This is a genomic window from Halorubrum sp. Hd13 (assembly GCF_002252755.1).
Classification (GTDB): domain Archaea; phylum Halobacteriota; class Halobacteria; order Halobacteriales; family Haloferacaceae; genus Halorubrum.
Genome location: NZ_NHOY01000059.1, coordinates 1 through 12,012 on the forward strand (window position 1 = coordinate 1; position 12,012 = coordinate 12,012).

The following is a 12,012-nucleotide window of genomic DNA, read 5'->3' on the forward strand; positions in this document are numbered from 1 at the left end:
CGGCCCGGCGCGGGCGGAGCCGCGCCGGGCCGTCCGCCGAGGCTGGGGAGGTGTGAGGCTGCGGTGCCGTGCGGTCGGGTGGGACTCAAAGGGGCAGCCGCGAGGGCGAGGGCGGCCGAAGTAAGCACCGCAGCGAGGGAGCGGTAGCGACCGACCGAGGAGCGCAACGAGGCCTCCGAGCCGTCGCGGCTGGGGCTTTGGAGGCGTTCAGCGTCGAGTCGCCGATCGCGTATCGCCGAGCCGCCGGGGCTTCGGGGCTCTTCACCGTCGCTTTGCACTCGGTCAGTTATAACCGAACGACCGGGACGCCGAAGACGTTCTCCGCGGTGGCGACGGGACGCGGAGGGACGAATGCCACCGTCGAGCCCCCTCTCGAGACGGCAAAAGAAGTGTCACGACTCCTCGGCGACCGATTCGCGTCGATCCCTCAGTCCTCGAGTTCGAACGCGACCTCGACCTCGGCCTGGTACTCCCGGGTCGGCGCGTTCTTGATCTCCACGCCGAACTCCTGTACCTCCGCCCAGTAGACGTTCTCGAGCGTGTCTTCGGCGCGGTCGATCGCCTCGTCTGCGGCGTCGTCGAAGCTCTCCTCGCTCGTCCCGATCAGCGTGATCTTTTTAAACACCATGTCGCGTGCTACTTGCACGCACGTTCACATAAAAGGGGTGGAGTCCCGGGGCGCCGTCAGGGACTGCCGGGCGCGCCTTCCATCACGGCGAAGTCCTCGCCGTCGGCCTCGATACCGATGACCGCCCAGTCGTACGGGGGCTTCTTGGAGACGAGGCGGTCGCGCAGGTCGCCGGCCCGGTTGCGCCACGTGACGAAACAGCGGAGCCGCGGCGTCTCGCCGCCGTCCGTCAGATACGGGTCCAGATCGTCGTCGTCCATACACAACACCGTCACGAGCACGCGTCGCCATTTCCGCTCCGCGATGAACTCCTGTCCGCCCTCGGAGACGGTGTATCCGAGTTCGCGAAAGACATCTCTGGCCTCCGTCGTCGGTGGGATGCTCGCAGTGGCCATCTACCTCATCGTTCGCCTCCATCCGTGATAAAGTTTCTCACGATTCCGCGGACGCGGTTATTCGTCCACCAACGCGGCCGCTCACGACCGTTTTCCGTCAGATCACCGTCGGCCGTCTGTGACCGGTCACTCGTGGGCGGCGTCCCACTCGTCGGGCTTCCGGATGTTGCCGCACTCCGTGCACTGGATCCGGCCCATCGTGTCCATCGCGGTGTCGAACGAGTCGCAGTTCCCGCAGCGGAACCCCCACCGGGCCGACCCGTCCGCGTCGGCGAACACGACGTAAAAGGGGCCCTCGGCGCCGCGCTCGATCATCGTCCGGTCGGTGTACACGCGCTCGCCGTCGGCCGTCGTCGAAGCGTCGAGACTCATACCAGCCCGTATTCGACGGAACCGCTTAAAAGCGAGAGTCGACGGCGGGCGGGCCGCCCGGACGCCGCGCTACGTCCGGAACGACTCGCCGCAGCCGCACTCGGAGACGACGTTCGGGTTCTCGACCTCGAAGCCGGCGGCCTGGAGGCCGTGTTCGTAGTCGAGCCTGCTCCCGCCGATGTAGTTCCGGCTCGCGGGATCGACGAACACGCGGAGCCCGTGGTGTTCGACCACGAGGTCGTCCTCTTCAGGCTCCGTGTCGAACCGCATCCCGTACGAGAGGCCCGCGCAACCGCCCTGTTGGACGAACAGCCGGAGTCCGGCCTTCTCCGTGTCGAGCCCCTCTCCCTCCAGCAGCGAGAGGGCCTCCTCCGCGGCGTCGGGCGTCACCTCGATGGCCGGGTCGCTCCCCGCTTCGACCGTTTCGGTACTCATGCGAACGCCTTCCGCTCCCACGGTAAAAACCCTGCCGGCGGATCCCCGCCGGTCGTTGCCGCTGACGGTTACGTTCCACCGAGCGATCCCCCCCGATCGACCCGTCGACGGTTACGCGGTCGCCCCGAGGCGACCGCTCCGAAGCGACCGCTCAGACGCACCGCTCCGCCGCGGGGACGACACGGTTTTGATTCGGTGGCGAGTGAACACGGGTATGACGGATTCGTCGCTCCGCGTCGGGCTGTTAGTCGACGGGGACCCCACGGCCGAGCAGCGCGCCGCCGCAGAGTGGATCGGGGCCCGCGACGGCGCGGCCGCCGACGTCGTCCCGTTCGACGCCCTCGACGAGCGCGGCGCGGTCGCCCCGCCGACGACGCCGACCCCCGGGGACGCGGACGGTTCGCAGTCGCTCGGCGAGTCGTATCCGGGGGCCGGCGTCGGCGACGGCGCCGGTCGGTTCGACGTCCTCTGGTGGCACCGCGACCGCCCGCTCGGCGGCGCGACTCCCCTCGCCGACGCGGCGCCCGCGATCGAGGCGTTCCTCGCCGACGGCGGGGGCCTCTGTCTCAGCCTCTACGCGTTCGCGGCGGTCGACGCGCTCTCGGTCGAGTCGGTCCCCCCGGACCGCGTCGGCGACGACGCGCTCGGGGAGCCGACGGGCGTGCTCTGGCGCTCGCTGCGCGCCGACCACCCCGCGCTCGACGCGCTCGACGGGCTCCGCCACCCGGTCCGGCGGCGCGGGACGGTGCCCGGGGTGCGATACGAGCGCGTGCTCCCCGCCGACGGCGAGCCGCTCGCCTCGACGGTCCGCGGCGGCACCGAGGTCCCGGAGGAGGTGACGGTCGTCTCGTGGCCGGCCGGCGACGGCGCAGTCCTCGGGATCGGCGCGCCCGTGCTGTTCGCCGAGCCGCCGACGGACGGCCACCCCGAGAGCGACCGGGACCTCGGCGCGACTCGGGACCGGCTGCTCGCGGGGTGTCTCCGGAGCCTCGCGTCGTCCGGTCCGGTTCCGAGTCGACCCGAGACCGCCGCCGACATGCGTCGGCTCCGCGAGCGCGTGGACGAGACGGGCGAGGACGGCCCGGGCGGCCGCCCCGCCTACCACCTCACGGCGCCCGCGAACTGGCTGAACGACCCGAACGGGCTCGTCCGATGGGACGGGCGGTACCACGTCTTCTACCAGTACAACCCCGGCGGCCCGTACCACAACACCATCCACTGGGGCCACGCCGTCAGCGACGACCTGGTCACGTGGCGCGACGAGCCGGTCGCGCTCGCCCCCTCGCCCGACGGCCCCGACCGCGACGGCTGCTGGTCGGGCTGCGCCGTCGACGACGACGGCACGGCGACGGTCCTCTACACCGGCGGGCGGGGCCGCGACCAGCTCCCCTGTCTCGCGACCGCCGACGACTCCGGGCTCCGATCGTGGGAGAAGTACGACGGCAACCCCGTCATCGAGGCGCCGCCGGCCGACCTCGACGTCTTGGAGACCGACGACTGGCGCGCGGAGTTCCGCGACCACAACGTCTGGCGCGAGGGCGACACGTGGTACCACCTCGTCGGTACGGGGCTCTCCGACGGCGGGGGCGCCGCGCTGCTGTACACCGCCGACGACCTCCGCGAGTGGACCTACGAGGGCCCCCTGCTCGCGGGCGGTCCCGACGCCGGCGCCGTCTGGGAGTGCCCGGAGCTGCTCGACCTGGGCGACCGGCGGCTCCTCCACGTCTCCGACTACGAGAACGTCGTCTACTTCCTCGGGACCCTCGAAGACGGCGAGCTCGACGTCGACGCCGAGGGCCTGCTCGACCACGGCGACTTCTACGCGCCGCAGTCGCTGGAGGACGGCGACCGGACGCTCACGTGGGGGTGGCTCCCCGAGGCCCGCGACGCGGCCGGCCAGTGGGACGCCGGCTGGTCCGGCGCGCTGTCGCTCCCGCGGGTGATCGAACTCGGCGACGACGGCGACCTCCGACAGCGCCCGGCCGCGGAGGTGACCGACCTCCGCGCGGACCGGATCGCCGACCACCGCGACGTGCGCCTCGCCGACGGCGACCGACGGCGGTTCGACGCCGCCGGGGCGACGATCGAGATCGACGCGGAGATCGCCTTGGAAGACGCCGAGGCGGTCGAGCTGTCGGTGTTCGAGGCGCCCGACCGCGCGGAGCACACGCCGATCCGCTACGAGCACGACGGCACGCTGACGGTCGATCGGGCGCCGTCGAGCGGCGACTCCGAGGCCTTCACCGATCCGCAGTCGATGTCGGTCCCGCCGTACGACGAGCCGCTGTCGCTGCGGGTGTTCGTCGACCGATCGGTCGTCGAGATATACGCCAACGAGCGGCACTGCCTGACCAGCCGCGTCTACCCGACCCGCGAGGACGCGGTCGACGTCTCCGCGGTCGCCGAGGGCGGGCGCGCGTCGATCCCGCGGCTGACGGCGTGGCGCCTCGACGGCGCGATGGAACCGCCGGAAGACGGGGCGTCGAGCGGAGACGCCGCGGGCGACCCCGCCGCCCGCGAACAGTAGTCGTCGCCGCTTCGGTCGTCGCCCGGCCGTCGCCGCTTCGGTACTCCCCGACCGTACCCTCAGTACTCGCCGAGGTACTCGGCCCCGACTCCCGCCTTCGCCTCGGGGACGCCGCCGTCGAGGTCGTCGGGGAGCTCCGAGCCGTCCGCCACCGGGAGCGGCTCGTCGGGAGTCGGTACCCGCCAGGCGTCGAGCGTCCCGAGCAGCCGGGTGCGGTCCCCGTCGACCGCCAGTCGGAGCGTCGGCGCGAGCGTCCCGCCGAACCGGTCCCGCTGTTCGGCCTCGGGCAGCTCGGCGATCGCGTCGAGCGAGTCGCCCCCGAAGTCGTGGTAGTTGAGGAAGCTCTGGACCAACACCTCCTCCGCGTGGGGGAACGCCATCCACGAGTACGCCTGGTACGGCGCCTCCGGCGGGTTCGTCGCGGCGAGTCCGGTCCCGTTGAGCGGGCGGTACGGTCCCTCGAACGCGTCGGCGACGAAGCCGTACAGCCCGTCGGGCCCCGTCACGCCCGGCGCGAACGTGTGGACGTGGCTACAGACGAACAGGTAGTAGCGACCGTCGGCGACGACGACGTGCGGGCGTTCGAGCTCCTGGTTCACCTCGACGGCGTCGACGAGCGGCGGCCGGAGCTCCCACAAGAGCGGGTCGCCCGAGGGGGAGGCGGCGACCCCGACGCAGCCGTTGAACGCCCGCCGCTCCGTCGTCTCGGCGTCGTCGCCCTCGCGCTCCGGCGCCGGGACGTTCGCCTCGAAGAGGAGGTGCGTCTCGCCGGTCGCGGGGTCCTCGAAGAACCACGGGTCGCGGAACGTGTACGTCATCCCGCGCGACTGCGCCTCCGTCTCGTACCACTCGCCGTCCGGCTCCAGCAGCGTCTCGTGGGTCCACGGCCCCGCGAGTTCGACCCCGTCGTCCGTCGCGGCGACCGCGCCGCCGTGCGCGACCGCGATCCGCTGGGTGTAGGTCAGCTCGTCGGCGTCGTCGCGGCCGGCGGCCGTGTAGTAGAGGTAGACGTCGCCGTCGTCGTACAGCGCGGATCCGGCCCACTGACGCTGGCCGAGCGCGCCGCCGTCGAACACCGGGCCGGCGTCGCGCCAGCGCTCGCCGTCGGCCGAGTAGAAACAGCGGATCGCGGCGACGTCGTGACGGGTGCCCGGGAGCAGGTCGGCCGTGGCGGTCAGCGAGAACGCCAGCCGCCAGCCGTCGACGTCGGCGATCTCGCCGCGGCGGTCGCGGAGCAGCCACGTGTCCCAGACGTGGAGGTCGGGGAAGGGGTCGACGGTCGGATCGCCGGCCGCCGGCGCGACGTTCCCGCGGCGGCGCTCGATCCCCGCGGCCTGATCGCGGGTCCAGCGCGATCGGGACGGCGAGTCACCTCGGGGGCGCGAATCGTCCATACGATCCGTCCGCGACGAACCGAATAAAGCCTTTTCAGTCGCTCCGACCCGGCGCCGGCGCTCGCCCGGCGGGGCCCGACGAACGACGGAGGAGAGCGACGAGCGCGCCCCCAATCTCCGGTAATAAAACGTTTTATCACGGCCGTGGTAGTTCGAACCATGACCACACGATCGACCGGCCGAACCGGCGAGGGCGACCGCGTCCGCGGCGACGGGTGGCCGCCGTGAAACGCGCGGAGCTGACCGACACGCTTGAGGACGCGGGGCTCTCGCCGTACCAGGCGGACGCGTACGTGACGGTCCTCGAACTCGGCGCGGCGCCGGTGACCCGCGTGGCCGACGCCAGCGGCGTCCCCGACCCGCGCATCTACGACGTGCTGCGGGACCTCGAGAGCGCGGGGTACATCGAGACGTACGAGCAGGAGTCGATGTACGCCCGCGCGAACGACCTGGACGAGATCACCGACGACCTGCAGTCGCGGGCGAGCCGGCTCACGGCCGCGACCGAGGAGATCGAGCGCCGCTGGAACGAGCCGAGCGTCGAGCGGTCGACGGTGAGCATCGTCACGCGGTTCGAGACGGTGATCAAGAACGCCGACGAGTTCATCCGCGGCGCGGAGTCGCAGGTGAACGTCTCGCTCGGCGTCGACGACTTCGAGCGGCTGCGCGGCGCGCTCCGCGAGGCGACCGAGCGCGGCGTCCGCGTCAACCTCTCCATCCACACCCCCGACGGGAGCGAGGAGGCCCTCCCCGACCCGGCGGAGCTGAGAGACGTCTGCTCGGAGGCGCGCCACCGGCGGCTCCCCTCGCCGTTCGCGGTGATCGTCGACCGGACGAAGACGTGTTTCGCGCCGCACGCGGGGTCGACGAACGAGTACGGCGTCCTCGTCGACGACCGGACCCACACGTACGTGTTCCACTGGTACTTCCTCACGACGCAGTGGGACACGTGGGACCCGATCTACTCGTCGATCGGCGACGAACCCCCGATCGAGTACGTCGACATCCGCTACTGCGTCCGCGACGTCGCGCCGCTCCTCCGGGACGGCGCGACCGTCAGCGTTCGAGTCGAGGGGGCCGACACCGAGACGGGCGCGGACAGGGTCGTCGAGGGGCCGATCGCCGAGGTCATCGTCACCGGCCCTGAGGACGCGACCGACGCCGAGGTCATCGCGAGCTACGGCGGCCAGGTCGCGATCGTCGTCGAGACCGACGACGGTCCCGTCGAGGTGGGCGGGTGGGGGGCGATGGTCGAGGCCGTCGAGGCCCACCGGATCACCGTCGTCGACGTCGAGGGGTCCGAACGGGCGAGCGCCAGCGCGTGACGGGGCGGGCGCGGGGTCCGCGCCGCGACGACCTCGGCCGCTCAGTCCGCCTGCACGCCGTCGTCGGCCGTCCCGATCTCCGAATCGGCCACGATCCCGTGCGAGATCGCGTCGCCGGAGGCGTCGTCGAACAGGTGGAGGCGCGCGCGGTCGATGACGATCTCGACGTCCTCTTCCTCGCTGATGTCGCTCGACGGGTCGACGCTCATCAACAGCCCCTGTCGCTCCTCGAAGTCGGCCGCTTCGCCCGACGCGCCGAGGATCGGCTTCAGGTAGACGAAGATCTCGTCGCCCATCGGTTCGAGCACGTCGGTCGTGACCGAGAACGTCCTGCTCGGGTCCTCGGCCTCGGCGCTGTTGCTCTTGAGGTAGATGTCCTCCGGACGGATGCCGAACTCCACCGCGTCGCCGGTCCCGACCCCGTCGATCGCCGTGGTGTCGAAGGAGATGGAGTAGCCGTTCGCGTCGAGAGTGCCGTCGCCGACGGTGGCGTCGGCGAAGTTCATCGAGGGCGATCCGATGAATCCCGCGACGAACCGGTTAGCCGGCTCGTTGTAGCAGGTGAGCGGCGGCGCGATCTGCTGGAGCTCCCCCTTGTCGAGGACGGCGATTCGGTCCGACATGGTCATCGCCTCGGCCTGGTTGTGCGTGACGTAGATGATTGTCGTGTCCAGCTGCTTGTGGAGCCGCTGAAGCTCGGTCCGCATGTTGACGCGCAGCTTGGCGTCTAAGTTCGCCAGGGGCTCGTCCATCAGGAACACGTCCGGGTCGCGGACGATCGCTCGCGCGATCGCGACGCGCTGACGCTGACCGCCGGACATCTCGCTCGGCATCCGGTCGAGCATCCCCTGCATTCGGACGACTCGCGCCGCCTCGTCGACGCGCTCGTCCATCTCGTCCTGCGGGAAGTCTCGAAGCCGCAGGCCGAAGGAGATGTTGTCGTACACGTCCATGTGCGGGAACAGCGCGATGTTCTGGAACACCATCGCGATCCCGCGGTCCTTCGGCGGGAGGTTCGTCACCTCGCGGTCGCCGATCAGGATCTCACCCGACGTCGGCTTGGTGAGGCCGGCGATCGTCTCGAGCGTCGTGGACTTCCCGCACCCCGACGGACCGACCAAGCAGATGAACTCGCCGTCTTTCAGGTCGAGGTTCATGTTATCAACCGCCGTTACGTCGTCGTACCGTTTCGTGACGTCAGTAAGTTGTACTCGTGACATGTGTGGTCACTCCTTGAGTGCTCCTTGGGTGAGCCCGCTGATGATCTTGTCCTGTGCGACGACGACGAGGATCGCGACCGGAACGATCGCGATCAGACTCGCCGCCGCCTGGAGGTCGTACCGGACGGTGTACTGCGTCTGGAACGCGATGACGCCGTCGACCACCGGCGCCCACTCCGCCGCGCTGTTGCCGGTCATCAGGAACGAGAAGAAGAACTCGGTGTACACCGTAATGAAGGTGAGAATGCCCGCGGTCGCGACGCCGGGGGCGGAGAGCGGCATGATCACGCGGAACAGCGCGCCGAGCCGGGTCGTCCCCTCGACTCTGGCGGCGTCTTCGAGCCCGTCCGGGATCTGGCCGTAGAACGTCGTCAGTATGAAGATCGCCAGCGGCATCGTGAACGCGCTGAGCGGCGTGACGACCGCGCCGGGCGTCCCGTATATCTCGACCGGGAGCGTGAAGAGCCCGAGCATCGGTACCTGCTGATTGAACGCCCGGAACAGCGGGATGAACAGCGTCGCCGGCGGGAAGAAGCTGAGCACCAGCAGCGAGAACAGGAGCGGCGTCTTCCCGCGGAACTCCAAGCGCCCGAACGCGTACCCGGCGAGGCTTCCGACGAGGAGCACGAACACCGTCACCGTGAACGCGTAAAACAGGCTGTTGAACATGAACCGCGCGAACGGGACCTGCTGGAACACTTGGATGAACACCGACAGATCGATCGTCGTCGGAAGGAGCGGGATGTCGGTCTGTCCGGGCGGCGCCATCGAGACGTTGAACAGCCAGTACAGCGGGAACAGCGAGGTCGTCAACAGCACTCCACCGAGGAACACCAACATCACGGCGTACGCCTTCTCCGGGTTCTGGATCCAGTCGTCGGCCCACCGCGCGATGCGGGATTTGTTCTCTTCGTCGCCGGTTCCGTCGCCGGAGCCGTCGAACGTTTCCGCGTCGTCGTGGTTGCGTGCGTCGATGCTCATATTACGCTAACCCCAGGCTCTGGTTGCTCCGTCGGATGAATCCGAGGTACACCATGATGAACAGTCCCACGACGATGGCGATCAGGACGCTCACGGCGGCCGCGGAGCCGTACAGCGTCGCGGACCCGAACATAAACTGCGTCACGAGACAGGTCATCGACGGGACGGTCGAACAGCCGACCGTGGTCGACTCGATGATGCCGTACACCCGGAGCGCGCCCATCGTCCGGAACAGCATCGCGACCATCAACACGGGGAAGACCAGCGGGAACGTGATGTATCGGAACCGCTGCCAGCGCGACGCGCCCATCACGTCGGCCACCTCGTAGAGGTCCTGGTTGACGCTCTCTAACCCCGCCAAGATCAGGAGGGCCATGAACGCCGAGGTCTTCCAGATGTCCGCCACCGTCACGATGACGAAGCTGTCGAAGGTGGTGTTGAGAGGCAGATTCGAGAAGATTCCGAGCTGCTGGAGGGGCTCGGTCAACAGCCCGTACCCGGGCCGGAACAGCAGGAAGAAGATCATTCCCTGAATGACGATCGGGATCGCCCACGGCAGGATGATGAGGAGCCGAACGAGCCGTCGGCCCTTGTACTCGGCTTTCATCAGCATGGCGTAGAGGAACCCGAGCAGCGTCTCGCCGGTGACGCTCAACACGGCGAACAGTATCGTCATGAACAGCGCCTGTTCCAAAACCGGCGTCTGGAACGAGGGGTCCACGAACGCCGCCGGCGCCAGCGCGTTGGTGTTCGTGAGCAGTTGGACGTAGTTCGTTATCCCGGAGAACTCGCCCAGCTGACCGCCGGTGAGCACGTCGGCGAAGAACGACATCCTGATCGCCGACGCGAGCGGCCAGAACGCGAACAGCAACAGCACGAGGAACGCCGGTACCAGCAGCAGATACGCGTACGCCTGCTCGCTCAGGTTCTCCGTCCACGTCGCGAGTCCCGTCAGGACGCCGTCTGACCCGCCCGACATCTGCGTCCTGCCCTGTTCAGTTGCCACGGCGATCAACACCCCCCGTGACTGCCCGCCGTTGTGGTACGAGCATCGCCCGCCTGTTTTCCGTGCGAATATTTATCATTGTTGGCTGTTTTACATTTATTTCGACTCCTTCCCCCCCGCGACGCCGCCGGGGAGGGGAGCCGGTCAATCGGACGCCGTCACCCCGACTGCTCTTCGATTGCGGCGATCTGTTCCTGCATCGCGCTCGCGGCTTCCTCGGGCGTCTTCTCCTGTCGGAGCGCCGAGTTGACCTCGTTGGCGACGACCGTCCGCTGGTTCGGCCACACCGAGGTCGTCGGCCGCGGGATCAGGTTCTCCGCCGAGTACTGGAGCGCCTCGAAGTACGGCCCGTACGTGTCGCTCTCTTCGACGTAGCTGAACAGCTCCGGCTTCGGCGGCATGTAGTTCGCCGCGTCGAACTGCTGCTGGAGGACCGAGTCCTCCCACCACGCCTTGATCACTTCCTTCGCGGACGCCATGTTGTCGGTGTACGGGTTCATGGACATGATCCATCCGCCCTGCGCGTGCCAGGACCCGTTCGGGCCCTTCGGCAGCGGCATCACGCCGAGCTCCATGTCCGACCCCTCGAAGGCGCTCACGGCCCCGCCGATGGAGTAGGTCCAGTTGCGCTGCGTGACCGCGCTCCCGGCCTCGAAGGTGCTCTTCGTGTCGGGTTCGATCCAGCCGGCCACTTCCGGGGGGGAGACCCCGGCGATGTCCATCGGCGAGAGGCCCTCCCCGTGGATGAGGTCCACTGCGGCTTCGATCCCGTCGATCGACTCCTCCGAGTCGAGGGTGACGGGGCGGTCACCGATCGGTCCGAAGAGGTTGTCCTCACCGCCGAAGAAGGCGCCGCCCATGCTCGTGAGGAACTCGTTGAACGTACAGCAGGCCAGCCCGATGTAGTTGTTCCCCTGCCAGACGTGACCGTAGTCCACGTCAGAGGTCTGCGCCTCGGAGACGATCTGTGAGAACTCCTTCCACGTCGGCGGGTCGGTCCGCCACGTGTCGAAGTCCGAGTCGCCGTATCCGGCGTTCCGCAGCAGGTCCTTCCGGTAGGTGATGACCGGGTAGTCCGGGAAGGTCGGGATCGAGTACAGATCGCCGGTCTCGGGGTGCGTCCCCGTGTCGATCATCGACTGGACACCTTCCTCTTTGACTCGAGAGATGAACTCGTCGTCCATCTCCTCCTCGAGATTGACCAGGTCGTCGCGGACGATGAACGGGATCGTCCATCCGTTGTCCGTCAGAACGAGGTCCGGGTCCGACTCCTCAGCGTTGATCGCGGTCCGGAGCTGCTGTTGCTTGCTGCCGGAGTCCTGCGGCGGCACGACCATCTCGATCGTGATCGAGTCGGGCACGCCCGCCTCGTGTAAGGCCTCCTCCATCCCGGCGTCGACGAACGCCGACCCCGAAAAGACCGTGACGGTCCCACCGATCTCGTCGCCCGAGGATCCCGAGTTCGATCCGTCGCCGCCGCCCCCACCGCCGGAACAGCCCGCGAGGCCGGCCGCCCCCACCGCCCCCGTGGCTGCGAGATACTGCCGTCGCGAGACGCCGTTCGGAGTGCTACCTTCTGACATCATTTGGTCATAAGGAATAATCATTAATATAAGTAGGGGTATTTACAACAGGAGATGTTAACAATATCAGCGTCAGGGAAATCGGGACGGAAACCGCCGTTACGCGGTAAAATCGTTCGAATCGACAGATCTCGACCGAGCGGCCG

General features: G+C 68.7%; 11 protein-coding genes. 2 read left to right on the top strand and 9 right to left on the bottom strand.

Annotated elements, in window-relative coordinates; all coding sequences use genetic code 11:
- Positions 1-427 precede the first annotated feature (427 nt).
- The 4 genes from DJ81_RS08150 to DJ81_RS08165 form a co-directional block, all read right to left on the bottom strand.
- Complete coding sequence (locus tag DJ81_RS08150; RefSeq protein WP_094527032.1) at positions 428-628, bottom strand: dodecin; 201 nt, start codon at positions 626-628, stop codon at positions 428-430.
- A gap of 56 nt (positions 629-684) precedes the next feature.
- On the bottom strand, positions 685-1,023 hold the full coding sequence (locus DJ81_RS08155; protein ID WP_094525212.1) for a hypothetical protein: 339 nt from the start codon (positions 1,021-1,023) through the stop codon (positions 685-687).
- Between the two features lie 126 nt (positions 1,024-1,149).
- Positions 1,150-1,395 carry a DUF5816 domain-containing protein gene (locus tag DJ81_RS08160; protein ID WP_094525213.1) on the bottom strand — a complete coding sequence of 82 codons (246 nt, stop codon included), beginning with the start codon at positions 1,393-1,395 and terminating at the stop codon, positions 1,150-1,152.
- Positions 1,396-1,464: 69 nt separating this feature from the next.
- Positions 1,465-1,830, bottom strand: a complete 366-nt coding sequence (locus DJ81_RS08165) for an iron-sulfur cluster assembly accessory protein (RefSeq protein WP_094525214.1) — start codon at positions 1,828-1,830, stop codon at positions 1,465-1,467.
- Positions 1,831-2,044: 214 nt separating this feature from the next.
- On the opposite strand from DJ81_RS08165, the gene DJ81_RS08170 reads away from it, so the two are divergent.
- The gene (locus DJ81_RS08170; RefSeq protein ID WP_094589236.1) at positions 2,045-4,357 is read left to right on the top strand and encodes a glycoside hydrolase family 32 protein; all 2,313 of its coding nucleotides are present in this window, start codon (positions 2,045-2,047) and stop codon (positions 4,355-4,357) included.
- Between the two features lie 59 nt (positions 4,358-4,416).
- Here DJ81_RS08170 and DJ81_RS08175 read toward each other — a convergent pair whose 3' ends face one another.
- Entirely contained in the window at positions 4,417-5,751 is a 1,335-nt protein-coding gene (locus DJ81_RS08175; protein ID WP_094589238.1) for a glycoside hydrolase family 68 protein, read from the bottom strand.
- 224 nt (positions 5,752-5,975) lie between these two features.
- Between DJ81_RS08175 and DJ81_RS08180 the strand changes: the two genes are divergently transcribed.
- Entirely contained in the window at positions 5,976-7,076 is a 1,101-nt protein-coding gene (locus DJ81_RS08180; protein ID WP_094589242.1) for a TrmB family transcriptional regulator, read from the top strand.
- A gap of 41 nt (positions 7,077-7,117) precedes the next feature.
- On the opposite strand, the gene DJ81_RS08185 is transcribed toward DJ81_RS08180, so the two are convergent.
- The 4 genes from DJ81_RS08185 to DJ81_RS08200 form a co-directional block, all read right to left on the bottom strand.
- Entirely contained in the window at positions 7,118-8,296 is a 1,179-nt protein-coding gene (locus DJ81_RS08185; RefSeq protein ID WP_094527029.1) for an ABC transporter ATP-binding protein, read from the bottom strand.
- A 6-nt stretch (positions 8,297-8,302) separates the two neighbouring features.
- Complete coding sequence (locus DJ81_RS08190) at positions 8,303-9,277, bottom strand: carbohydrate ABC transporter permease (protein WP_094527028.1); 975 nt, start codon at positions 9,275-9,277, stop codon at positions 8,303-8,305.
- A 1-nt stretch (position 9,278) separates the two neighbouring features.
- Positions 9,279-10,256 carry a carbohydrate ABC transporter permease gene (locus DJ81_RS08195; RefSeq protein ID WP_094525218.1) on the bottom strand — a complete coding sequence of 326 codons (978 nt, stop codon included), beginning with the start codon at positions 10,254-10,256 and terminating at the stop codon, positions 9,279-9,281.
- Positions 10,257-10,441: 185 nt separating this feature from the next.
- Positions 10,442-11,866: an extracellular solute-binding protein gene (locus DJ81_RS08200; protein WP_170938274.1), complete on the bottom strand. Its 1,425-nt coding sequence runs from the start codon at positions 11,864-11,866 to the stop codon at positions 10,442-10,444.
- Positions 11,867-12,012 lie beyond the last annotated feature (146 nt).

What these genes read in the sequence shown, in the direction of transcription:
- DJ81_RS08150 (WP_094527032.1), bottom strand. Translation starts at nt 628, where the DNA reads ATGGTGTTTAAAAAGATCACGCTGATCGGGACGAGCGAGGAGAGCTTC.
- DJ81_RS08155 (WP_094525212.1), bottom strand. Translation starts at nt 1,023, where the DNA reads ATGGCCACTGCGAGCATCCCACCGACGACGGAGGCCAGAGATGTCTTT.
- DJ81_RS08160 (WP_094525213.1), bottom strand. Translation starts at nt 1,395, where the DNA reads ATGAGTCTCGACGCTTCGACGACGGCCGACGGCGAGCGCGTGTACACC.
- DJ81_RS08165 (WP_094525214.1), bottom strand. Translation starts at nt 1,830, where the DNA reads ATGAGTACCGAAACGGTCGAAGCGGGGAGCGACCCGGCCATCGAGGTG.
- DJ81_RS08170 (WP_094589236.1), top strand. Translation starts at nt 2,045, where the DNA reads ATGACGGATTCGTCGCTCCGCGTCGGGCTGTTAGTCGACGGGGACCCC.
- DJ81_RS08175 (WP_094589238.1), bottom strand. Translation starts at nt 5,751, where the DNA reads ATGGACGATTCGCGCCCCCGAGGTGACTCGCCGTCCCGATCGCGCTGG.
- DJ81_RS08185 (WP_094527029.1), bottom strand. Translation starts at nt 8,296, where the DNA reads ATGTCACGAGTACAACTTACTGACGTCACGAAACGGTACGACGACGTA.
- DJ81_RS08190 (WP_094527028.1), bottom strand. Translation starts at nt 9,277, where the DNA reads ATGAGCATCGACGCACGCAACCACGACGACGCGGAAACGTTCGACGGC.
- DJ81_RS08195 (WP_094525218.1), bottom strand. Translation starts at nt 10,256, where the DNA reads ATGTCGGGCGGGTCAGACGGCGTCCTGACGGGACTCGCGACGTGGACG.
- DJ81_RS08200 (WP_170938274.1), bottom strand. Translation starts at nt 11,866, where the DNA reads ATGTCAGAAGGTAGCACTCCGAACGGCGTCTCGCGACGGCAGTATCTC.